This window comes from Pseudomonas frederiksbergensis (genome assembly GCF_017114915.1).
In the GTDB taxonomy this organism is placed as follows: domain Bacteria; phylum Pseudomonadota; class Gammaproteobacteria; order Pseudomonadales; family Pseudomonadaceae; genus Aquipseudomonas; species Aquipseudomonas frederiksbergensis_I.
The window spans coordinates 1-22,125 of sequence record NZ_JAAUOE010000029.1 but is presented as its reverse complement, the minus strand read 5'-3'; the positions used below and the strand labels follow the sequence as shown (position 1 = coordinate 22,125).

21 protein-coding genes are annotated in these 22,125 nt (G+C 60.3%); 6 read left to right on the top strand and 15 right to left on the bottom strand.

The genetic code is table 11. From position 1 onward, the window contains the following. Positions 1-74: 74 nt before the first annotated feature. The 5 genes from purT to HCU66_RS19335 all read right to left on the bottom strand — a co-directional run bounded on the left by purT (position 75) and on the right by HCU66_RS19335 (position 3,294). Positions 75-1,256 (bottom strand): formate-dependent phosphoribosylglycinamide formyltransferase, encoded by a 1,182-nt coding sequence (purT, locus tag HCU66_RS19355; protein ID WP_205889990.1) that lies wholly within the window; start codon positions 1,254-1,256, stop codon positions 75-77. Positions 1,257-1,346: 90 nt separating this feature from the next. Continuing rightward, entirely contained in the window at positions 1,347-1,814 is a 468-nt protein-coding gene (locus HCU66_RS19350; protein WP_205889989.1) for a preQ0 transporter, read from the bottom strand. A gap of 75 nt (positions 1,815-1,889) precedes the next feature. After that, positions 1,890-2,105: a DUF1289 domain-containing protein gene (locus HCU66_RS19345; RefSeq protein ID WP_205889988.1), complete on the bottom strand. Its 216-nt coding sequence runs from the start codon at positions 2,103-2,105 to the stop codon at positions 1,890-1,892. Next, positions 2,102-2,626: a gamma carbonic anhydrase family protein gene (locus HCU66_RS19340; protein WP_003221962.1), complete on the bottom strand. Its 525-nt coding sequence runs from the start codon at positions 2,624-2,626 to the stop codon at positions 2,102-2,104. The genes HCU66_RS19345 and HCU66_RS19340 overlap by 4 nt, the downstream gene beginning before the upstream one ends. Before the next feature lie 68 nt (positions 2,627-2,694). Then, the gene (locus HCU66_RS19335; protein WP_205889987.1) at positions 2,695-3,294 is read right to left on the bottom strand and encodes a CoA pyrophosphatase; all 600 of its coding nucleotides are present in this window, start codon (positions 3,292-3,294) and stop codon (positions 2,695-2,697) included. Positions 3,295-3,440: 146 nt separating this feature from the next. On the opposite strand from HCU66_RS19335, the gene HCU66_RS19330 reads away from it, so the two are divergent. Continuing rightward, positions 3,441-3,992, top strand: coding sequence for an NUDIX hydrolase (locus tag HCU66_RS19330; protein ID WP_205889986.1), 552 nt, complete (start codon positions 3,441-3,443; stop codon positions 3,990-3,992). Positions 3,993-4,048: 56 nt separating this feature from the next. Continuing rightward, on the top strand, positions 4,049-4,552 hold the full coding sequence (locus tag HCU66_RS19325; RefSeq protein WP_205889985.1) for a L,D-transpeptidase family protein: 504 nt from the start codon (positions 4,049-4,051) through the stop codon (positions 4,550-4,552). Between the two features lie 256 nt (positions 4,553-4,808). On the opposite strand, the gene HCU66_RS19320 is transcribed toward HCU66_RS19325, so the two are convergent. Beyond that, positions 4,809-5,120, bottom strand: coding sequence for a YqfO family protein (locus tag HCU66_RS19320; RefSeq protein ID WP_205889984.1), 312 nt, complete (start codon positions 5,118-5,120; stop codon positions 4,809-4,811). Between the two features lie 20 nt (positions 5,121-5,140). Beyond that, positions 5,141-9,037 carry a phosphoribosylformylglycinamidine synthase gene (purL, locus tag HCU66_RS19315; RefSeq protein ID WP_205889983.1) on the bottom strand — a complete coding sequence of 1,299 codons (3,897 nt, stop codon included), beginning with the start codon at positions 9,035-9,037 and terminating at the stop codon, positions 5,141-5,143. A 274-nt stretch (positions 9,038-9,311) separates the two neighbouring features. Here purL and mltF point away from each other — a divergent pair, with 274 nt between their 5' ends. Next, positions 9,312-10,772: a membrane-bound lytic murein transglycosylase MltF gene (gene mltF / locus HCU66_RS19310; protein ID WP_205889982.1), complete on the top strand. Its 1,461-nt coding sequence runs from the start codon at positions 9,312-9,314 to the stop codon at positions 10,770-10,772. 129 nt (positions 10,773-10,901) lie between these two features. On the opposite strand, the gene pdxJ is transcribed toward mltF, so the two are convergent. The 8 genes from pdxJ to lptF form a co-directional block, all read right to left on the bottom strand. Continuing rightward, positions 10,902-11,648, bottom strand: coding sequence for a pyridoxine 5'-phosphate synthase (gene pdxJ / locus HCU66_RS19305; RefSeq protein WP_205889981.1), 747 nt, complete (start codon positions 11,646-11,648; stop codon positions 10,902-10,904). A 43-nt stretch (positions 11,649-11,691) separates the two neighbouring features. Then, positions 11,692-12,378, bottom strand: a complete 687-nt coding sequence (gene recO / locus HCU66_RS19300; protein WP_205889980.1) for a DNA repair protein RecO — start codon at positions 12,376-12,378, stop codon at positions 11,692-11,694. A 174-nt stretch (positions 12,379-12,552) separates the two neighbouring features. Further along, positions 12,553-13,455 carry a GTPase Era gene (era, locus tag HCU66_RS19295; RefSeq protein WP_205889979.1) on the bottom strand — a complete coding sequence of 301 codons (903 nt, stop codon included), beginning with the start codon at positions 13,453-13,455 and terminating at the stop codon, positions 12,553-12,555. Then, entirely contained in the window at positions 13,448-14,137 is a 690-nt protein-coding gene (gene rnc / locus HCU66_RS19290; RefSeq protein ID WP_205889978.1) for a ribonuclease III, read from the bottom strand. The genes era and rnc overlap by 8 nt, the downstream gene beginning before the upstream one ends. Before the next feature lie 183 nt (positions 14,138-14,320). After that, on the bottom strand, positions 14,321-15,175 hold the full coding sequence (gene lepB / locus HCU66_RS19285) for a signal peptidase I (protein WP_205889977.1): 855 nt from the start codon (positions 15,173-15,175) through the stop codon (positions 14,321-14,323). A 5-nt stretch (positions 15,176-15,180) separates the two neighbouring features. Beyond that, complete coding sequence (lepA, locus tag HCU66_RS19280) at positions 15,181-16,980, bottom strand: translation elongation factor 4 (protein WP_205889976.1); 1,800 nt, start codon at positions 16,978-16,980, stop codon at positions 15,181-15,183. A gap of 171 nt (positions 16,981-17,151) precedes the next feature. Then, positions 17,152-18,213 (bottom strand): LPS export ABC transporter permease LptG, encoded by a 1,062-nt coding sequence (lptG, locus tag HCU66_RS19275; RefSeq protein ID WP_205889975.1) that lies wholly within the window; start codon positions 18,211-18,213, stop codon positions 17,152-17,154. After that, entirely contained in the window at positions 18,206-19,324 is a 1,119-nt protein-coding gene (gene lptF, locus HCU66_RS19270; protein WP_205889974.1) for an LPS export ABC transporter permease LptF, read from the bottom strand. Before lptF ends, lptG begins: the two co-directional genes overlap by 8 nt. 293 nt (positions 19,325-19,617) lie before the next feature. Between lptF and HCU66_RS19265 the strand changes: the two genes are divergently transcribed. Genes HCU66_RS19265 through HCU66_RS19255 form a run of 3 tightly spaced genes read left to right on the top strand, consistent with a single transcriptional unit; the run spans position 19,618 to position 21,989 of the window. Beyond that, on the top strand, positions 19,618-21,108 hold the full coding sequence (locus HCU66_RS19265) for a leucyl aminopeptidase (RefSeq protein ID WP_205889973.1): 1,491 nt from the start codon (positions 19,618-19,620) through the stop codon (positions 21,106-21,108). A 60-nt stretch (positions 21,109-21,168) separates the two neighbouring features. Further along, a complete protein-coding gene (locus tag HCU66_RS19260) occupies positions 21,169-21,597 on the top strand; it encodes a DNA polymerase III subunit chi (RefSeq protein ID WP_205889972.1) in 429 nt (142 codons plus the stop codon). A gap of 8 nt (positions 21,598-21,605) precedes the next feature. Then, positions 21,606-21,989, top strand: coding sequence for a DNA polymerase III subunit chi (locus HCU66_RS19255; protein ID WP_205889971.1), 384 nt, complete (start codon positions 21,606-21,608; stop codon positions 21,987-21,989). The last annotated feature ends 136 nt before the right edge of the window (positions 21,990-22,125 follow it).

Here is a 22,125-nt window from a genome sequence, read left to right as displayed (position 1 = left end):
AGTCGGATCGCCGCACCGCTCGCTCCTACGGGATCCTGTAGGAGCGAGGCTTGCCCGCGAATGGCGCGACGCGGTTACAGCTCTATAACAACGGCTTGGGACGCGCGGGTCGCCTTGGCACGAGCAGTCTCGATCGACTCATCACGCGCCAACGCCACCCCCATCCGCCGCTGGCCATTGACCTCGGGCTTGCCAAACAGACGCAACGCGGTATCCGGCTCGCTCAACGCAGCCCCCAGATTGGCGAAAGCGGTCTGAGTCGACTGCCCTTCCACCAGAATCACCGCCGACGCCGATGGCCCGAACTGACGGATCAATGGAATCGGCAGACCCAGGATGGCCCGTGCATGCAGCGCGAACTGTGACAAATCCTGGGAAATCAGGGTCACCAGACCGGTGTCATGGGGGCGCGGCGAGACTTCGCTGAACCACACTTGATCACCCTTGATGAACAATTCGACGCCAAACAGGCCACGGCCACCCAAGGCTTCGGTCACGGCTTTGGCAACGCGCTCGGATTCAGCCAGCGCCACCGGGCTCATGGCTTGGGGCTGCCAGGATTCCTGGTAGTCGCCCTTCTCCTGACGGTGGCCCACTGGCGCGCAGAATGTAGTGCCGCCAACGTGACGCACGGTCAGCAGGGTGATTTCGTAATCGAAGTCAATGAAGCCTTCGATGATGACGCGGCCTTTACCGGCGCGGCCGCCCTCTTGAGCATAATCCCAGGCCTTCTGCACGTCATCGACGCTGCGCAGCAGGCTCTGGCCTTTGCCCGAGGAACTCATGACCGGCTTGACCACGCACGGGAAGCCCAGGTCTTCAACAGCTTTGCGGTAATCCTCGAAGGTATCGGCGAAGTGGTACGGCGACGTCGGCAGGTCCAGTTCTTCGGCGGCCAGGCGACGGATGCCTTCGCGGTTCATGGTCAGCTGCGCGGCGCGGGCCGTCGGGATCACGGTGAAGCCTTCGGACTCCAGCTCCACCAGGGTCGCAGTGGCGATGGCTTCGATTTCCGGCACGATGAAGTGCGGCTTCTCGGCTTCAATCACCGCACGCAGGGCGGCACCGTCGAGCATGTTGATCACATGGCTGCGATGGGCGACTTGCATGGCCGGCGCATTGGCGTAGCGATCCACGGCAATCACTTCAACGCCCAGGCGTTGCAGCTCGATCACCACTTCCTTGCCCAACTCACCACAGCCACACAGCAATACGCGGGTCGCGGTTGGCGACAATGGAGTTCCGATACGGGTCATCTCAGGTCCTCAAAGGAGCGGATCATCGAGGGAAGCGCGCTTCCCATAGGGAGAAAGCGCGGCATTTTACATGAACCCGAGGGTTTGGCTTCAGCTGACGACGGCCTGTTTGCGCAGGCGCCAGGCCATGGCCAACCAAACGACGGTGACACCCGCGAACTTCGAGCCCAGCGCGGTGAGGATCACGCCCGGCGTGAGCGCATCGATCATGCTGAAGAAGATGAAGGTATCCAGCGGGATGCTCAGGGCCGAACTTATCCACAGGCGGTCGTGCAACGGGCGCCGGGTGATGCTGAACACCAGCCAGTCGATGCACTCGGACACGGCGAACGCTGTGGCGCTGGCGAGGGCGATGGACGGATCAGAAGTGACATAGGACAGCAGCAGCGCCACCAGCATCGCCGCAATCGCGCCATGGCCGAAGCGGGTTTGCACCATGTCGCGCAGCACGAACACCAGACCGCCCCAGGCCGACCAGATGATGTCCAGGTGCGGAGCGGTGGAAAAGGCGTAATTGATCAGCACGACGCTGGCGATGTAGGCGATCAGGAAGAGCATGGGACGGGGGATACCTGTCAATTTTGTGCACAGGGTACTTCAGTCGCGCATAGGCTGCGATCTTTTGATCTTCGGTTATTGATCGGGTGTTTTGCCCAACATCCAGATCAGCCCACTCGTTTTCGCCCGCTCATGACACAACCCCAACACCTTGCGCCGCTCTTCGTTGTCCATCCGGCTCCAGCGGGTGATTTCCTCTACCGTACGCTGACACCCGGTGCAGATATCATCCTCATCCAAAGCACAGATGTTCACGCAGGGCGACGGGACAGGTCGTTCAGTGGCGCTCATTCTTCCTGCTCGACCAAGTCGCGGGCATAACGCTGCGAGTTGTGCACATAGTGGGCGGCGCTGGCTTCGAGCATCTTCTTCTGCGGCTCGGTCAACTCGCGTACCACCTTGCCCGGCGAGCCCATCACCAGCGAACCATCCGGAATCTCCTTGCCCTCACCGATCAGCGAGTTGGCGCCGATGATGCAGTTCTTGCCGATTTTCGCGCCGTTGAGAATCACCGCATTGATGCCGATCAGGCTGTAATCGCCCACCGTGCAGCCGTGGAGCATGGCGTTGTGGCCGATGGTCACGCCGGTGCCGATGGTCAGCGGATAGCCCATGTCGGTGTGCATCACGGTGCCGTCCTGCACGTTGCTGTTCTTGCCGATCAGGATTAATTCGTTGTCGCCACGCAACACGGCGTTGAACCAGACGTTGGCACCCTCTTCCAGTTTGACCTTGCCCACCAGCACGGCATTGGGTGCGACCCAGCTCTGCGGATGAGTGTCGACGCGGGCGTCACCCAGGCGGTATTTCATGTTGTTGTCCTCAGGGCCAGGCAGGCTCACTAGCAAAAGGCAGCATTCACGCCATGTGAACGATGGCTTCAGGTGTTGATAAAACTCTTGGGCGGTTGATGCAGGCTGATTTTCGCGTCATAGAGCAGGTTGATCAACTCGACGATCATGATTGCCGTCAGGCCCCAGATCTTGTACTCGCCATAACGGTAGCTCGGCACGTACCAACTGTGGCCCTGATAATCGATGCGATGGGTGTGCTCACGCGGGTCCTTGCGGAAAAACTCCAGGGGCACGCTGAACACCGCGGCGATCTCGGCATCGTTGGCCTGGTATTCGACGAAATCCGGAATCACACCGACATAAGGCGTGACCTTGATGCCGTGCAGGGAAATCAACGGGCTCAGCGGGCCGATCACTTCGACCAGCCCCGGTGGCAGGCCGATTTCTTCTTCGGCTTCGCGCAGGGCGGTAAAGATCAGGTCCGGGTCTTCGGGGTCGCGTCGACCGCCGGGGAAGGCCACTTCACCGCCGTGGGTCGAGAGCCCGCTGGCGCGAAGGGTGAGGAGCAGTTCCGGTTCGTCACTGCGCGTGATGGGTACCAATACCGCGGCTTCGGGAAAACGCCGGTCGGTTTCCAGCGTACGCGGCGTGTGATTGCTTACCCGGTGCAGTAGCTCGTCCAGCATGAGTCTTCTCGATCTGTGACTTACCCTGCATCATGCACCAATCGCACCGGCCGCCCAAGCCCCGGACAACCTGATGTCGCGAAACGACAACTTGCCGAGCGGCACCGCTGCACGCCAAGATAGGCGCAGCATTCAGGAACCCAAGCATGAAATTTTGCAGCCAATGCGGCAACCCGGTGACCCAGCGCATTCCCGAAGGCGATTCGCGCCTGCGTTTTGTCTGCGACAGCTGTCATACCATTCATTACCAGAACCCCAATATCGTCGCCGGATGCGTGCCGGTCTGGGGGTCGAAGGTATTACTGTGTCGTCGCGCCATCGAGCCACGGCGCGGTTACTGGACCCTGCCCGCCGGCTTCATGGAAAACGGTGAGACCATCGAACAGGCCGCCATTCGCGAGACCGCCGAAGAAGCCTGTGCCCGGGTGCGCAACCTGAGCATCTATACGCTGATCGACGTGCCGCACATCAGTCAGGTGCATGTATTCTTTCGCGCCGAGCTGGTGGACCTGGATTTCTGCGCAGGCGTAGAGAGCCTTGAGGTGCAGCTGTTCGAAGAAGCCGATATCCCTTGGGACGAACTGGCTTTCCGCACGGTGGGCCGTACCTTAGAATGCTTCTTCGCTGACCGGCGGGCCGAGGTCTACCCCGTGCGGTCCGAATCGATCCCGCCGCTCGCTCAGCCTGCCATCATCTAAACTACTGTTAATTAAAAACCAAAATAGTCGCGACACCTCTTAGGGATATCGTTTCAATGCGCTGGCTGCTTGCCCTGTTTTGCTTATCGTTCGTCGCCGTCTCCCAGGCTTCCGTCGCGACCGCCCCGGATGGCAAAGTCATCGAAAAAGTTCTGGTCCTCAAATCTGCCCACCAGTTGCAATTGATCAACGACGGCAAGCCGTTCAAGACCTATCGCATTTCATTGGGCAAACGCCCCATCGGCCCCAAACTGATGGAAGGTGATAAGCGCACCCCCGAAGGCCTTTACTGGCTGGACTGGCGCAAGACCAGCGACCGTTTCAACCTGGCGATGCACATCTCCTATCCCAACATCAGCGACTCCGCCCGCGCACGGCGCGAAGGCGTCGAGCCCGGCGGCATGATCATGATCCACGGAACCCCGGACACCGAAGACAACCCCGAAGACCTGTTCCACACCCTGGACTGGACCGACGGCTGCATCGCCATGCGCAATATGGACATGCGTGAAGTCTGGGGCCTGGTGCCGGACGGCACGATGATAGAAATCCGGCCGTAACCTCCCTCGCAATGACCGTAATTATCGTTCCCACGCTCCGCGTGGGAATGCAGCCCGGGACGCTCCGCGTCCCCTCCAGAGCCGAACGCAGAGCGTCCGTTGAGGCATTCCCACGCAGAGCGTGGGAACGATCAAATCTCCCAGACGTGTGAAGGGCTTTTGTAGCGAGGGGGCTTGCCGGGGGGGCAAATCCCGAGTAACAAAAAACCCGCTGAACGCGAATTCAGCGGGTTTTTCATTTCAGCAGACCGGAAGATCAAAAATCTTCCAGCCGCCACACCTCATAAGCCGGCGTCTCATAGGGATGACTCTCTTTCAGAGCCACCACCACCGCCCGAATCAACTCATCGGCCACCACCAGCTCAACCTTCCATTCCTCAACCTGCTCGACCTGCCCAGCCTCGCCAATGAACGGCTGGCTGCCCTCCAGTGGACGAAACTGGCCCAGGCCAAACACCTGCCACGCACAGTGGTCATAAGCCCCGACCCGCCCGCCACCGGCGGCGAATACAGCGCTTTTGACCACTTCGACGTGACTGGCCGGAACAAAAAAACTGAGCTTGTACACGGCAATCAGTTCCCCCGCCCTTAGTTCACCCAGACGCGAGCATTACGGAACATGCGCATCCACGGTGCGTCTTCGTTCCAGTCCTCCGAACGCCACGAGTTCTGCACTGCACGGAACACACGCTCCGGGTGCGGCATCATGATGGTCACGCGACCGTCGCGGCTGGTCAAACCGGTGATACCCCGCGGCGAGCCGTTCGGGTTAGCCGGGTATTTCTCGGTGACTTTGCCGTGGTTATCGACGAAACGCATCGCCACGCAACCCGACAGATCGGCTTGCAGCAAGGCTTCTTCGCTGGCGAATTCGGCATGGCCTTCGCCGTGGGCGATGGCAATCGGCATACGCGAACCGGCCATGCCTTGCAGGAAGATCGAGTTCGACTCCTGGATCTGAACCATGGCCACGCGGGCTTCGAACTGCTCGGAACGGTTGCGCACGAAGTGCGGCCAGAACTCGCTGCCCGGGATCAGTTCATGCAGGTTGGACATCATCTGGCAACCGTTGCACACACCGAGGGTGAAGCTGTCGGTCCGTTCGAAGAAGCCCTGGAAGGCATCGCGAGCGCGGCTGTTGAACAGCGCGGACTTGGCCCAGCCTTCACCGGCACCCAATACGTCGCCGTAGGAGAAACCGCCGCAAGCGACCATGCCCTTGAAGTCGTTCAGGTCGACACGGCCAGCCAGAATGTCGCTCATGTGCACGTCGATCGCGTTGAAACCGGCACGGTCGAACGCGGCCGCCATTTCCACCTGACCGTTGACGCCCTGCTCACGCAGCACGGCAACCTGTGGGCGAATGCCTTTCTTGATGTAAGGCGCGGCGACGTCCTGGTTGACGTCGTAGCTCAGCTTGACGCTCAGGCCCGGGTTGTCTTCTTCCAGCAGCACGTCGAACTCTTGCTCGGCGCAATCGGCGTTATCACGCAGACGCTGGATCTGGTAGCTGGTTTCAGCCCACTGACGTTGCAGCAGACGACGCTCACCTTCGAACACCGTGTCACCGTTAAAGGTGATGTTGATCTGGCCGTTGTTCATTGGCTGACCGATCACCGATACACAATCACTCAGACCGGCAGCACTGAACTGCGCGAGGATGTCCGGAGTAGCGTCCTGGCGAACCTGGATCACGGCGCCCAGTTCTTCGTTGAACAGGATCGCAGCGATATCGGCGGAGGTTTCTGCCAGACCGTCGAGGTTCAGGCTCAGGCCGCAGTGACCGGCAAACGCCATTTCCACCACGCTGGTCAGCAGACCACCGTCGGAACGGTCGTGGTACGCCAGCAGATGACCGTCGGCATTGAGGCCCTGGATCACGGCGAAGAAGGCTTTCAGGTCTTCGGCGTCATCGACGTCCGGAGCCTGTTTGCCGAGCTTGCCGTGAACCTGCGCGAGGATCGAGGCGCCCATGCGGTTCTGGCCACGACCGAGGTCGATCAGGATCAGGTCGGTGGTGCCCTTGTCCATGCGCAGTTGCGGGGTCAGGGTCTGACGGATGTCAGCCACTGGCGCGAAACCGGTCACGATCAGGGACATCGGCGAGGTCACGGTCTTGTCCACGCCCTCGTCGTTCCAGCGGGTGGCCATGGACATGGAGTCCTTGCCCACCGGAATGGTGATGCCCAGCTCAGGGCACAGTTCCATGCCGACCGCTTTCACGGTGTCGTACAGACGCGCGTCTTCACCCGGGTGACCGGCAGCGGACATCCAGTTCGCCGACAGTTTTATGTCGGAAATTTTGGCAATGCGCGAGGCGGCGATGTTGGTCAGGGTTTCACCGATCGCCATACGACCCGACGCCGGAGCGTCCAGCAGGGCCAGCGGAGTGCGCTCGCCCATGGCCATGGCTTCACCGGTGTAGACGTCGAAGCTGGTGGCGGTGACGGCAACGTCGGCCACCGGGACCTGCCACGGGCCGACCATCTGGTCACGGGCCACGAGGCCGGTGATGGTGCGGTCGCCGATGGTGATCAGGAAGCTTTTGCTGGCCACGGCCGGGTGATGCAGGACGCGCTCGACGCAGTTGGCGATGTCGAGGGTCGACGGATCGAAATCGTCGCCCAGCTCGTTTTCACGAACCACCGAACGGTGCATGCGCGGGGCTTTACCCAGCAGCACTTCGAGCGGCATGTCCACCGGGCTGTTGCCGAAGTGGCTGTCGGTCACGGTCAGTTGCGGCTCGGCAGTGGCTTCGCCAACCACGGCAAACGGGCAACGCTCACGTTCGCAGATCGCCTGGAAGCGTTCGAAGTCCGCCGGGCCGACTGCCAGAACGTAGCGTTCCTGGGATTCGTTACTCCAGATTTCGTGCGGGGCCATGCCCGGCTCGTCGTTTGGAATGTTGCGCAGTTCGAAACGGCCACCACGGTCGCCATCGTTGACCAGTTCCGGGAAGGCGTTGGACAGACCGCCCGCGCCGACGTCGTGGATGAAGCTGATCGGGTTTTTATCGCCCAGTTGCCAGCAACGGTCGATGACTTCCTGGCAACGACGCTCCATCTCAGGGTTTTCACGTTGTACGGAAGCGAAGTCCAGGTCTGCCGAGCTGGTGCCGGTGGCCATGGAGGAAGCCGCGCCGCCACCCAGGCCGATCAGCATCGCCGGGCCGCCGAGCACGATCAGCTTGGAGCCGACGACGATCTCGCCTTTCTTGACGTGTTCTTCACGGATGTTGCCCATGCCGCCAGCCAGCATGATCGGCTTGTGGTAACCACGAACTTCGTCACCGTGCGGAGTGCTGATCGATTGTTCGAAGGTACGGAAGTAACCGGTCAGGGCCGGACGGCCGAATTCGTTGTTGAACGCGGCGCCGCCCAATGGGCCTTCGATCATGATGTCCAGCGCGGTAACGATGCGCTCGGGCTTGCCGTATGGCACTTCCCACGGCTGTTCGAAGCCCGGGATCTGCAGGTTCGACACGGTGAAACCGGTCAGGCCAGCCTTTGGCTTGGCGCCGCGACCGGTAGCGCCTTCGTCACGAATCTCGCCGCCACTACCGGTGGACGCGCCCGGGAACGGGGCAATCGCGGTCGGGTGGTTGTGCGTTTCGACTTTCATCAGGATGTGCACCGGCTCCTGCACCGCGCCGTACTGGCGGGTTTCAGGGTCCGGGAAGAAACGGCCGGCCACGGAGCCGACGATGACCGAGGCGTTGTCCTTATAAGCCGACAGCACGCCTTCGTTGTGCATCTGATAGGTGTTCTTGATCATGCCGAACAGGCTTTTTTCCTGGCTCTGACCGTCGATGTCCCAACTGGCGTTGAAGATCTTGTGGCGGCAGTGCTCGGAGTTCGCCTGGGCGAACATCATCAATTCGATGTCGTGCGGGTTGCGCTTCAAACCAACGAAGGCGTTGACCAGGTAGTCGATCTCGTCTTCGGCCAGGGCCAGGCCCAGCTCGGTGTTGGCTTTTTCCAGCGCGGCGCGGCCGCCGCCCAGCACGTCGATCGCGGTCAGCGGCTTTGGCTCGGCGTGGCTGAACAGGCCGGAGGCTTGTTCGAGGTTGCCCAGCACGATCTGGGTCATGCGGTCGTGCAGCGCGTCAGAGATCAGCTGAGCCTCAGCGTCGCTGAACTGGCCGGCGACGTAGAATGCGATACCGCGCTCCAGGCGCTGGATCTTGGTCAGGCCGCAGTTGCGAGCGATGTCGCTGGCTTTACTGGACCACGGCGAAATGGTGCCGAAACGCGGCAACACCAGGAACAGACGACCAGTGGGCTCTTGTACCGGAACGCTAGGGCCGTACTTCAGAAGGCGCGCGAGCACCTGCTGTTCGTCGCCGGTCAGGACGCCGGTGACTTCGGCGAAGTGAGCGAATTCAGCATACAAGCCGCTGACAGCTGGAACCTTCTGGCTCAGTTGCTCAAGGAGTTTGCTGTGGCGAAAGGCAGAAAGGGCAGGAGCGCCGCGCAGGATCAACATCTTCGGGACAGCCTCGGGAAGGGGTGTGCTTTGAGGCCGTGCATTCTAGCCTAAACCGCCCGCGACATCACCCGAAACGGTACGCGCGGTTGCACCCGAACGTCGGGCCGGGGATTCGGGCCTTAAACAGATGCGCACCGGGGGTTATTTTTTCTGTCACAAAATGCTGTTCGGGCCAGTTCCTGCGGGCTCCAAGCGGGTTTCTGACGCTCTAGCAGACAAGCCCTTCGCTGTCGAGATATGGCGCTGGTGGTCCTTTGCGTATACTGCGCAGATGTTTTCCCCAATGGCTTTGCGTCCGCGGTACGCCAAATGGCTGATCGCAACCGGACTCTTCCTGATGCTCAGTGGCTGTGTTGATAAACCCAACACGCTGGAGCGCGTAAAGGAGGATGGCGTGCTGCGGGTGGTTACCCGTAACAGCCCCGCCACCTACTTTCAGGATCGCAACGGTGAAACCGGCTTCGAATACGAGCTGGTGAAGCGCTTCGCCGACGATCTGGGGGTCGAACTCAAGATCGAAACCGCCGACAACCTCGACGACCTGTTCAATCAGGTGGGCAAGCCCAGTGGCCCGGTGCTGGCGGCTGCCGGCCTGGTCAGCAGCGAGGAACGCAAAAAGCAGGTGCGATTTTCCCACTCCTACCTTGAAGTCACCCCACAGATCATCTATCGCAACGGCCAGTCGCGGCCGACCGATGCAGGCGATCTGGTCGGCAAGAAGATCATGGTGCTCAAAGGCAGCACCCATGCCGAGCAATTGGCCGAGCTTAAAAAGAAATATCCCGGCATCGAATACGAAGAGTCCGACGCGGTTGAAGTCGTCGACTTGCTGCGCATGGTCGATGAAGATCAGATCGACCTGACCCTGGTCGATTCCAACGAAGTGGCGATGAACCAGGTCTACTTCCCCAACGTACGAGTCGCCTTCGATCTTGGTGACGCCAGTAATCAAAGCTGGGCCGTGGCCCCCGGCGAAGACAACAGCCTGCTCAACGAGATCAACGCCTACCTCGACAAAGTAAAGAAAAACGGCACCTTGCAACGCCTCAAGGACCGCTATTACGGGCATGTCGATGTACTCGGTTACATGGGCGCCTACACCTTTGCCCAGCATTTGCAGCAGCGGCTACCCAAGTACGAAAAGCACTTCAAGACATACGCCAAGGAAGAAAAGGTCGACTGGCGTCTGCTCGCGGCAATCGGTTATCAGGAGTCGTTGTGGCAAGCGGCGGTCACGTCCAAGACCGGCGTGCGCGGATTGATGATGCTGACCCAGAACACGGCGCAGGCCATGGGCGTGTCCAATCGCCTCGACCCCAAGCAGAGCATCATGGGCGGCGCGAAGTACCTGGCCTACATGAAGGATCAATTGGACGAGTCGATCCAGGAGCCGGATCGTACGTGGTTCGCATTGGCAGCCTATAACGTTGGCAGCGGTCACCTGGATGACGCGCGCAAACTGGCGGCCAAGGAAGGGCTGAACCCGGACAAGTGGCTGGACGTGAAGAAGATCCTGCCACGCCTCTCGCAGAAACAGTGGTACAGCAAGACCCGTTACGGCTATGCCCGAGGCGGCGAGCCGGTGCACTTCGTGGCGAACATCCGTCGTTACTACGACATCCTGACGTGGGTCACACAGCCGCAACTGGAAGGCAATCAGGTCGCCGAGGGCAACCTGCACGTGCCGGGGGTCGACAAGACCAAACCGAGCCAGGAAACCCCACAGCTTTAAATTATTGTTGTCTCCGATGACGCCTTCGCGGGCAAGCCTCGCTCCTACAGGTTTGCGTCGAACACACAATTGCGTATCGACACGAAACTGTAGGAGCGAGGCTTGCCCGCGAAGGCAGCACCGCCGATCTCAACCCTTTAGTGCAGCAGCCAGAATCAGCGCCTTCATCTCCGACACCGCCGACTTGAACCCGACGAACAACGCATGGGCCACCAACGCATGGCCGATGTTCAGTTCGTTGACGCCCTTGATCGCCGCGACCGCTTCGACGTTGTGGTAGTGCAGACCGTGGCCGGCGTTGACGATCAGCCCCTGGGCCAGACCGAATGCCACGCCATCGGCCACGCGCTTGAGTTCTTCAGCGACTTCGCTGGGTGTCTCGGCGTCCGCATAGCGCCCGGTGTGCAATTCAATCGCCGGCGCGCCGACACGGCGCGATGCTTCGATCTGCCGCTCATCAGCGTCAATGAACAGCGACACTTCACAGCCGATTTTCGCCAGACGATCCACTGCTGCCTTGATCCGCGTTTCCTGCCCCGCCACATCCAGACCGCCTTCAGTGGTCAGTTCCTGACGGGTTTCCGGCACCAGGCAAATGTGCGCCGGGCGAATGCGCTCGGCGAACGCCATCATTTCTTCGGTGACACCCATTTCGAAGTTCATGCGGGTTTGCAGCACGTCCTTAAGCAGCAGTACGTCGCGCTCCTGAATGTGCCGGCGGTCTTCACGCAGGTGCACGGTGATGCCATCAGCGCCCGCCTCTTCGGCGTCCAGCGCTGCCTTGACCGGATCCGGGTAACGAGTCCCCCGGGCCTGACGCAGGGTGGCAACGTGGTCGATGTTCACGCCAAGAAGAATGCGATTGCTGGTGGTCACGGAAGCGCTCCTGAAAGAGGGAAAGTTCGGTGCACAGCATACCCTATGGCTTTCGAAACAACTCACGACTAACCAATGGACGACCGCCCAAATGAACGGCCAGCGCCTGACGCATCAAGCGCTTGGCTGCAGACAGCGCACCGGGCGCAGACCAGTCGGCGTCAGCCATGGCCAGCAGTTCGATACCATTGAACAGGCCCGGCTGCAGCAGGTAGACCCGCTCCAGGCCGGCATCCACTTGCAAACGATAGAGGCCATCCGGCGCGATGGGGTCGCCGTGGATGTCGGTATTCAGTGCGAAGCCATAACCGAGGTCGTCGAGCAAACGCCACTCGAAGGAGCGCAGCAACGGCTCCAGCGGCCGGCCTTCGGCCAGGGCCAGCAAGGTTGCGGCATAGTGATCGAAGACCCCGGGATGAGGATCTTCGGCAGGCAGCAGGCGAATCAGCAATTCGTTGAGGTAGAGGCCACTGAACAGCGCCTCGCCGTTGAGCCAGGTGGAAACCCCGGCGCTTTCCATGCGACCGACGTTTTTCAACTCGCCCCGGCCACGGAACTCGACCTCCAGCGGCACGAACGGCCGCGCCAACGTCCCGGCCTTGCCCCGCGCGCTGCGCAACACCGCCCGCAGCCGACCTTGCGGCGTGAGGAAATCCACCAGCGCACTGTTTTCGCGGTAGGCGCGACTGTGGAGTACGTAGGCGGGTTGGGCGATGGGTGGTTGGGACATGGGCGTCGAGTATCTCTAAAAGGAGAATACAGCCAGTGAAATTGCACTCGCCCAATGTGGTAGCGGGCTTGCTCGCGAAGGGATCCTTCCAGCCAATATTGATGGTGACTGTCAGACCGTCTTCGCGGGCAAGCCCGCTCCTACAGTGGATCTATGTAAATCTGGGTTAAGCGATTACAGGTCGCCATAACCCAGCGAACGCAAGGCACGTTCGTCGTCGGACCAGCCGCCTTTCACCTTGACCCACAGGTTGAGCATGATCTTGGAGTCGAACAGCAGCTCCATGTCCTTGCGCGCCTCGGTGCCGATGCGCTTGATGCGCTCGCCCTTGTCACCAATGATGATTTTCTTCTGGCCGTCACGCTCGACGAGGATCAACGCATGGATGTGCAGGGTTTTGCCCTGCTGCTTGAACTCTTCGATTTCCACGGTGATCTGGTACGGCAGCTCGGCGCCCATCTGGCGCATGATTTTTTCGCGTACCAGTTCAGCGGCGAGGAAGCGGCTGCTGCGGTCGGTGATCTGGTCTTCCGGGAAGAAGTGATCGTTTTCCGGCAGGTGCTCGGCGATCACTCGCTCCAGCGTGTCGAGGTTATGCCCGTGCTGGGCCGAGATCGGCATGATCTGCGCGTTCGGCAGCTGTTCCTGCAACCAGGTCAGGTGCGGCATCAGCTCGGATTTGTCTTCGATACGGTCAGTCTTGTTCAGCGCCACGATCAGCGGCCCGGTCACGTACTGAACGCGCTCGAGGACCATCTGGTCTTCGTCGGTCCACTTGGTGCGGTCAACCACGAAGATCACCACGTCGACGTCTTTCAACGCCGCCGAAGCGGTTTTGTTCATGTAGCGGTTCAGGGCCTTTTCGCCACCCTTGTGCATGCCCGGCGTGTCGACGTAGATCGCCTGCACGTCGCCTTCGGTCTTGATGCCGAGCATGTTGTGACGGGTGGTCTGCGGCTTGCGCGAGGTGATCGCCAGTTTCTGACCCAGGATATGGTTCAGCAGCGTGGACTTGCCCACGTTGGGACGGCCGACGATGGCAACATAGCCACAGCGAGTTGCGGTTGTATCAGTCATTGCCATTCTCCACACCCAGGGCAATCAGTGCTGCGGCGGCCGCTACCTGTTCGGCAATACGACGGCTCACACCCTGACCTCGGCTTTTTTCATTCAGTAAGATGATTTCGCATTCGACGAAGAACGTCCGGCAATGCGGCTCACCCTGGATATCCACCACTTCGTAACGCGGCAGCTCACAACCACGGGACTGCAGGAACTCCTGCAGGCGGGTTTTCGGATCTTTGTTGGTGTCGACCAGCGTCAGGCCTTCGAACTCTCCGGCCAGCCAGGCCAGCACGCGCTCGCGCGCCACCTCCATGCCGGCATCCAGGTAGATCGCACCGATCAGCGCTTCGAGGGCATCGGCCAGAATCGACTCGCGACGGAAACCGCCGCTTTTCAATTCGCCGGAGCCCAGACGCAGATATTCGCCCAGATCAAAACCACGGGCCAGTACGGCCAGGGTCTCACCTTTCACCAGGCGTGCGCGCAAACGTGACAACTGGCCTTCGCGGGCCAGCGGGAAACGATCGAACAGTGCCTCGCCAGCGACGAAGTTGAGAATGGCATCACCGAGGAATTCCAGGCGTTCGTTGTTGCGCCCTGCAAAGCTGCGGTGAGTCAGGGCCAGGACCATCAGGTCCTGATCCTTGAAGGTGTAGCCGAGCTGACGCTCGAGACGGCTTAAAGAGGCGCTCACGGTTTACCCACGCTGAATTCGTGGTTGGATTCCACCGCCAGGGCCTTGGTGTGGCGCGGGCTTGGGACAATTAACGCTGTGTTCAAAAATAACGTCCTGAATATCGTTGTTTTCATGCTTGCGGTGCCGTTGTGCCGGCTCCAGAAATGCATTCGGCGCTGTGTTCAACAGCGCCGTGTGTGATTACTTGATCAGGCCAACCCGCGAGAAATTCGGCAGGTGACCGAGTTTGGGTTCCGGCCAGCTCATCCAGACTGCGAAGGCCTTGCCGACGATATTCTTGTCGGGAACCATGCCCAGCAGATCCTTGGGAATGCTTGGATCATCCCAGTAGCGACTGTCATTCGAGTTGTCGCGGTTGTCGCCCATCATGAAGTAGTGCCCGGCAGGCACGGTCCACGAACGATCCGGTGCTGCGCGGTAGCGGCTCATTTCCTTGCGGATCAGGTGCTCGGCGACGCCGAGTTTTTCCTTGTAGAGCTCGGCGCTGCCCAACGTGCCCGGCTCGGAGCCGACCAGTTGTTCGGCAATCGACTCACCGTTGACGAACAGACGCTTGTCGGCGGTGTAGCGAATCTGGTCGCCCGGCAGGCCCACCACACGCTTGATGTAGTTGACGTTCGGGTCGCTCGGGTAGCGGAACACCATCACATCGCCGCGCTGCGGATCACCGACTTCGATGACTTTCTTGTCGATCACCGGCAGACGGATCCCGTAAGAAAACTTGTTCACCAGAATGAAATCGCCGACGTCCAGGGTCGGTTTCATCGAGCCGGAAGGAATCTGGAACGGCTCCACCAGGAACGAACGCAGTACCAGCACGATGAACAACACCGGGAAGAACGATTTGCCGTATTCGACCAGCAGCGGCTCTTTGTTCAGCCTCTCGATCACCACCATGTCAGCCTGGCTGACGCTCCCCTGATAGGAGTTGATGGCAGCCCGGCGCCGTGGCGCCAGGAACAGCAGATCGAGCAACGCCAACAGGCCGCAGACGAACACGGCGATGACCAGCAACAGCGGGAAATTTAGTGACATAGGACCTAACTATCCAACCTGAGCACGGCAAGGAAGGCTTCTTGTGGAATTTCCACGTTGCCGACCTGCTTCATGCGTTTTTTACCGGCCTTTTGCTTTTCCAGCAGCTTTTTCTTACGGCTGACGTCACCACCGTAGCATTTGGCCAATACGTTCTTTCTGAGTGCCTTGACGGTTGTACGCGCCACAATCTGACCACCAATGGCGGCCTGGATTGCCACGTCGAACATCTGCCGCGGAATCAGGTCTTTCATCTTTTCGGTCAACTGGCGACCTTTGTAGTGCGAGTTGTCACGGTGCACGATCAGCGCCAGAGCGTCGACCTTGTCGCCGTTGATCAGCACGTCCAGTTTCACCAGGCTGGCCGATTGGTAACGATCGAAATGGTAGTCCAGAGAAGCATAGCCGCGACTGGTGGATTTCAGACGATCAAAGAAGTCCAGCACCACTTCGTTCATCGGCAGGTCGTAGGTCACTTGTACCTGGGAGCCGAGGAACAGCATATCGACCTGTACACCACGTTTTTCGATACACAGGGTAATGACGTTACCCAGATGCTCTTGCGGTACAAGAATATTGGCGCGCACGATTGGCTCGCGCATGTCTTCGATGGCAGACAAATCCGGCAGCTTGGACGGGTTATCGACGTAGATCGTCTCGCCGGTCTTGAGCAGCAGTTCGAAGATTACCGTCGGCGCCGTGGTGATCAGGTCCAGGTTGTATTCGCGCTCCAGGCGCTCCTGGATGATTTCCATGTGCAGCATGCCGAGGAAGCCGCAACGGAAGCCGAAACCCAGTGCGTCTGAGCTTTCCGGCGTGTACTGCAGCGATGAATCGTTGAGGGTGAGCTTTTGCAGCGCCTCGCGGAAGTCTTCGAAGTCATCGGAGCTGACCGGGAACAGGCCGGCGTACACCTGCGGCTGAATGCGCTTGAAGCCTGGCAGCACATCGACGTCCGGCGTCGAGCTCAAGGTCAGGGTATCGCCCACTGGCGCACCGTGAATGTCCTTGATGCTGGCGATGATGAAGCCCACTTCACCGGCCTTCAGGTCGGCGGTAGGGGTGTGTTTCGGGTTGAATACACCGACGCTGTCCACCAGGTGGATCTTGCCGGTGGACTTGACCAGAATCTTGTCGCCCTTCTTCACGCGGCCGTGGCGAACGCGCACCAGGGAGACAACGCCCAGGTAGTTGTCGAACCAGGAGTCGATGATCAACGCTTGCAGCGGATCTTCGATGTTGCCGGTCGGCGCGGGAATGGTGGTCACCAGGCGTTCGAGCACTTCATCGACGCCCAGGCCGGTCTTGGCACTGCACGTGACCGCGTCGGTGGCATCGATGCCGATGATTTTTTCGATTTCTTCCTTGACGCGCTCCGGATCGGCCTGTGGCAGGTCGATCTTGTTCAGGACCGGCATGACTTCCAGACCCTGCTCGATCGCCGTGTAGCAGTTGGCAACCGACTGAGCCTCGACGCCCTGACCGGCATCGACCACCAGCAATGCACCTTCACAGGCCGCCAGCGACCGGCTGACTTCATAGGTGAAGTCGACGTGGCCCGGGGTATCAATGAAGTTCAGCTGGTAGGTAATGCCATCGCTGGCTTTGTAATAGAGGGTGACGCTGTGGGCCTTGATGGTGATCCCGCGTTCACGTTCCAGGTCCATGGAGTCCAGTACCTGGGCTTCCATTTCGCGCTCGGCAAGGCCGCCGCACATCTGGATGAAGCGATCGGCCAGCGTCGACTTGCCATGGTCAATGTGGGCGATGATGGAGAAATTGCGGATATGACTCAAATCACTCACGGATCAACACTCAAAAAGGCTGCAGGCATAGCCCGCCGAAAAATAGCCGGGAATTGTACCTGATCCACGGCGCAAGCGTCACGTTCGCAGGTCAGACGGCGCCTACAAAAAACGCCCCGGTCTTGCGACAGGGGCGTTTCGAGTGACAAGCCAGAGCGGAAAAACCCGCAATCAACCGGCCCGGCGCAGCAACCAGACCCCGGCCAGGGCACAGACACCGGCCGGCACCAGCACCGCAAACAACGGTGGGAAACCGAATACCAGGCTCGAAGGGCCGAGCAAATCCTGGACGATGCGGAAGGTGAAACCCACCAGCACCCCGGTAAACACCCGCTGACCGAGGGTCACAGAGCGCAATGGACCGAAGATGAAGGAAATCGCCATCAGCACCAGCGCAGCGGTCACCAGCGGCTGCAACACCTTGACCCAAAACGCCAGCCAGTAACGGCCATTGCTCAGGCCCTGATCAGCCAGGTAGTGGATGTAACTCCACAAACCGGTGATCGACAGCGACTCGGGCGCCATCACCACGGTGCTCAGCAGTTGTGGGCTCAGGGCTACTTCCCAGCGCTCCACCGGGGCAGTCACCACTTCGGTGCTCTTTTCATGGAACAGCGTGGTCGTGACATCGGTCAGTTGCCAGTGATCGGTATCGAATTCCGCACGCTTGGCGAAGCTCGAAGACAGCATGTGGCGTTGATCGTCGAAGCGATAACGGGTCACGCCGTACAGCAGACCGTTGGGTTGCACGGAGTTGACGTGAATGAATTCCTCACCCTGACGGTGCCACAGACCGTGCTTGGCACTTTGCGCATCGCCACTGCCCTGGGCCAGCGAGCGGTTGGCCTGAGCGGTGACTTCCGTGGCCGGCGCGACGTATTCGCCAATCACCAGCCCTACCACCATCAGAATCAGCATCGGCTTCATCACGGCCCAGACGATCCGACCGATGGACACACCGGCTGCACGCATGATGGTCAGCTCGCTGTGGCTCGCCAGGCTGCCGAGACCGATCAGGCAACCGATCAGCGCCGCCATCGGCAACATGTCGTAAAGACGGCGCGGCGCGGTCAGCAACACGTAACTCAGGACATCCATCAGCGTGTAGGTATCGCTGACTTCGCTCATCTCATCGATGAAGGCGAACAGCGTTGCCAGGCCCAGAATGATCCCCAGCACTGCCAGGATGGCGATGAACACGCTGCTACCAATGTAGCGGTCGAGCTTATCCACGGGCCACCTCCAGCGCGCTGCGGCGACTCGCCATCTTCAAGCTCAATGGCTCCCAGTACAGCAAGCCCAGGCCGATGGACAGGAAGATCCCATGCACCCACCACAAACCCAATGCCGGCGGGATCTTGCCCTTTTCGAGGGCGCCGCGAGCGGCAATCAGGATGGTCAGGTAAGCCATATAAAGAAGAATCGCCGGCAGCAGCTTGAGAAAACGGCCTTGACGCGGATTGACACGCGACAGCGGCACCGCCATCAGGGTCACGATAAAGACCAGCAACGGCAGGGACAGGCGCCATTGCAGCTCGGTACGCGAGCGGATGTCGTCATTGCCCAGCAAGGAACTGGTGGTCATCGCATCGCGGTCGGTCACTTCATCACTGACGTCCGGTTTTGGCAGCAATACACCGTATTCGTCGTACTTGATGGCGCGGTAGTCGGCCTGCCCTGGATTACCGTCGTAGCGGTAGCCGTTGTCGAGGATCAGGTAACGGTTGCCATCAGGCCTGATTTCCTGACGGCCCTTCTCGGCCACCAGCACGGAAATCCCCCGGTCCTTTTTGTCGGAACTGACATTTTTTTGCGAAATGAACACGCCACCCAGATTGATGCGGTCATCCGACAGTTGCTCGGTGTAGGTCACCCGGGTGCCGTCGCGCAAGGCCTGGAAACGACCTGGCTCGAGGGTGTCGAACTCGGTCAGTGCGTCCTGTTTGTTCAACAGCAATTGAAACTGGTTGGCACCTTGTGGCGCCAGGCTCAGGCTCAGCCACGCCACGACCAGAGCAACCAGAGTGGCCGGAAAAAGAGTCATGGCAAACAGACGCTGCTGGCTCATGCCAGTGGCAGACAACACGGTCATTTCGCTTTCGAGATACAGTCGACCGTAGGCCAGCAGAATCCCGAGAAACAAACCCAAGGGCAGGATCAGTTGCAGGAAACCCGGTAGACGGAAGCCCATGATCAGGAACAGCGAGCCCGGGTCCAGAAGCCCAGCGGCTGCCTGAGCGAGGTATTTGATGAAGCGTCCGCTCATGATGATGACCAGCAGCACGGCGCTGACGGCGCTCAAGGTCAACAGGACTTCGCGGGATAGATAACGGAAGACAATCAAACCAGACACTCCAGGGTTGTCAGGCTAAGCGGCCAAACAAACGTATCAGCCGGCCCCGCAGGGCAGAGCCGCCGAAAAAGATGCGCATTATCCTGTGATTGAGTGCGCCTGTCACTGCGCATGCTCAAGCAGGCACGTGAACCGCTGAAGTTCGGCGCAACCGAGGGTTGTCAGGCGCAGGCGGCGAGGTTCAAACTGCGGCCTTTGTCGCTGGCACTGCTACCTGCGTCTTTCTACTTATAAGCAAGCTTCTGCGCATCGCGCACTTTGACCATTAATTCAGGGACCCGGACATGGAACTGGTTGTAAAAAGCGTTAGCCCGGAAACGTTGAAGACCGCCACGCTGGTGGTCTCCGTCCGCGAAGGCCGCAAGCTCGGCAGCGTTGCCAAACAACTCGATGAACTGAGCGGCGGCGCCATCAGCGCAGTGCTCAAGCGCGGCGACCTGGCCGGCAAAGTCGGCCAAAGCCTGTTGCTGCACAGCCTGCCCAACCTCAAGGCCGAACGCGTGCTGCTGGTGGGCGTGGGCAAGGATGAAGAGCTGGGCGATCGCCCGTTCCGCAAAATCATCGCCGGCCTCCTCAACACCCTTAAAGGCCTGGGCGGCAGCGATGCTGTGCTGGCCCTGGACGAAGTCGTGGTCAAGGGTCGTGACAGCTATGGCAAGACCCGCCTGCTGGCCGAATCCCTGGTGGACGGCGAGTACACCTTCGACCAGTTCAAGAGCCAGAAAGCCGACCCCCTTGCTCTGAAGAAAGTCACCCTGGTGACCATCAAGGCAGCACAGGCTGAAGTCGAACGCGCCGTGGCCCACGCCACCGCAATCGCCAATGGCATGGCCTTCACCCGTAACCTGGGCAACCTGCCGCCAAACATCTGCCACCCGACGTTCCTTGGCGAACAGGCCAAGAACCTGGGCAAAGAATTCAAGAGCCTGAAAGTCGAAGTCCTCGATGAGAAGAAGATCAAGGACCTGGGCATGGGCTCGTTCTACGCCGTCGGCCAGGGCAGCGCCCAGCCACCGCGCCTGATCGTCATGCAATACAACGGCGGCAAGAAATCCGAAAAGCCCTACGCACTGGTCGGCAAAGGCATCACCTTCGACACCGGCGGCATCAGCCTCAAGCCGGGCGCCGGCATGGATGAAATGAAGTACGACATGGGCGGCGCCGCCAGCGTGTTCGGCACCCTGCGTGCCGTGCTTGAGCTGAAACTGCCGATCAACCTGGTGTGCATCCTGGCCTGCGCCGAGAACATGCCGAGCGGCAACGCTTCGCGTCCGGGCGACATCGTCACCACCATGAGCGGCCAGACCGTGGAAATCCTCAACACCGACGCCGAAGGCCGCCTGGTGCTGTGCGACGCCCTGACCTACTCCGAACGCTTCAAACCGCAAGCGGTGATCGACATCGCCACCCTGACCGGTGCTTGTGTCGTGGCACTGGGCGCCCACACCTCGGGCCTGCTGGGCAACAACGACGAGCTGATCGGCCAACTGCTGAGCGCCGGCCAAACCGCCGACGATCGTGCCTGGCAACTGCCGCTGTTCGATGAATACCAGGAGCAGCTGGACAGCCCGTTCGCCGACATCGCCAACATCGGCGGCCCGAAAGCCGGCACCATCACCGCCGCTTGCTTCCTGTCGCGCTTCACCAAGAACCTGAACTGGGCGCACCTGGACATCGCCGGCACAGCCTGGACCAGCGGCGGCAAGGACAAGGGCGCTACTGGCCGTCCGGTTCCCCTGCTGACCCAATACCTGCTGGACCGCGCCAAAGCCTGAAACCGATGACTTGCAGCTGCGTCACTCTCGGGTGATGCAGCTTGCAACTCAGGAACCGCAATGACCAAAGTCGACTTCTATATCCTGCCCAGTGCCGATCCTTCGGCACGACTGGATTTCGCTTGCAAGCTCACCGAAAAAGCCTGGCGCATGGGCCACCGCATTTACCTGCATTGCAGCGATGCCGCCCAGCGTGAGGATCTGGATGCGCGCTTGTGGGCGTTCAAGGGCGAAAGCTTCGTGCCCCACGGCCCCGCCGAAAGCGAGCCAGACGGTTTGATTGTGCTGGGTCTTGGCGATGACTGCGGTCAGCATCAGGATCTGCTGGTCAATCTCGACCTGAAAGTCCCGGCCTTTGCCAAGCAGTTCGCCCGCGTGGCGGAGGTGGTGGTGGAAGATCCGACGATTCGTCAGGCTGCGCGGGAGAGTTTCCGTTTCTACCGCGAACAGGGCTATCCTCTGCAAGATCACCGTTTACAGCGACTCTGAGCATTCCGATGGACACCCCGAAACCAACGCAAAAGTCCGCGCATCTGCTGGATGACCTCGAGTCGATCCGCCAACTGCTCGGCGATGACAACCTGCAACCGCCCTTGCTGACCGACACGGTCATCGAAGGCGATCAGGAACAGATCCCCATGCTGTTCGACACTGTCGGCAATCCGCCGAAGGTCGAGCCACCGCCACCTGCCCCAGCCGCCCAGCCGTTACCTGCCGCCGACAAAGGCCCCGACGCCCTGCTGCACCTGGACACCGAGTTGCGCGCCGCCGCGCAATTGATCATGCAAGACGTGATCGACGACTTCGCCCCGCACATCGAAACCGAAATCAAACGTCGCCTCGATGCGCGGATGGAACGGCTTCTCAGCCAATACGAGTAATCCTGCGACGAGCGGGCTTTTGTGGCGAGGGGGTTTACCCCCGTTCGGCTGCGAAGCAGTCGTAAAACCAACGTATGCGGTGCGTCAGATACACCACGACAGCAGGTTTTGGGGCCGCTTCGCGACCCAACGGGGG

Coding starts and splice junctions, on each gene's coding strand:
- purT (WP_205889990.1), bottom strand. CDS start 1,256: ATGACCCGTATCGGAACTCCATTGTCGCCAACCGCGACCCGCGTATTG.
- HCU66_RS19350 (WP_205889989.1), bottom strand. CDS start 1,814: ATGCTCTTCCTGATCGCCTACATCGCCAGCGTCGTGCTGATCAATTAC.
- HCU66_RS19345 (WP_205889988.1), bottom strand. CDS start 2,105: ATGAGCGCCACTGAACGACCTGTCCCGTCGCCCTGCGTGAACATCTGT.
- HCU66_RS19340 (WP_003221962.1), bottom strand. CDS start 2,626: ATGAAATACCGCCTGGGTGACGCCCGCGTCGACACTCATCCGCAGAGC.
- HCU66_RS19335 (WP_205889987.1), bottom strand. CDS start 3,294: ATGCTGGACGAGCTACTGCACCGGGTAAGCAATCACACGCCGCGTACG.
- HCU66_RS19330 (WP_205889986.1), top strand. CDS start 3,441: ATGAAATTTTGCAGCCAATGCGGCAACCCGGTGACCCAGCGCATTCCC.
- HCU66_RS19325 (WP_205889985.1), top strand. CDS start 4,049: ATGCGCTGGCTGCTTGCCCTGTTTTGCTTATCGTTCGTCGCCGTCTCC.
- purL (WP_205889983.1), bottom strand. CDS start 9,037: ATGTTGATCCTGCGCGGCGCTCCTGCCCTTTCTGCCTTTCGCCACAGC.
- mltF (WP_205889982.1), top strand. CDS start 9,312: ATGTTTTCCCCAATGGCTTTGCGTCCGCGGTACGCCAAATGGCTGATC.
- recO (WP_205889980.1), bottom strand. CDS start 12,378: ATGTCCCAACCACCCATCGCCCAACCCGCCTACGTACTCCACAGTCGC.
- era (WP_205889979.1), bottom strand. CDS start 13,455: ATGACTGATACAACCGCAACTCGCTGTGGCTATGTTGCCATCGTCGGC.
- lepB (WP_205889977.1), bottom strand. CDS start 15,175: ATGTCACTAAATTTCCCGCTGTTGCTGGTCATCGCCGTGTTCGTCTGC.
- HCU66_RS19265 (WP_205889973.1), top strand. CDS start 19,618: ATGGAACTGGTTGTAAAAAGCGTTAGCCCGGAAACGTTGAAGACCGCC.
- HCU66_RS19260 (WP_205889972.1), top strand. CDS start 21,169: ATGACCAAAGTCGACTTCTATATCCTGCCCAGTGCCGATCCTTCGGCA.
- HCU66_RS19255 (WP_205889971.1), top strand. CDS start 21,606: ATGGACACCCCGAAACCAACGCAAAAGTCCGCGCATCTGCTGGATGAC.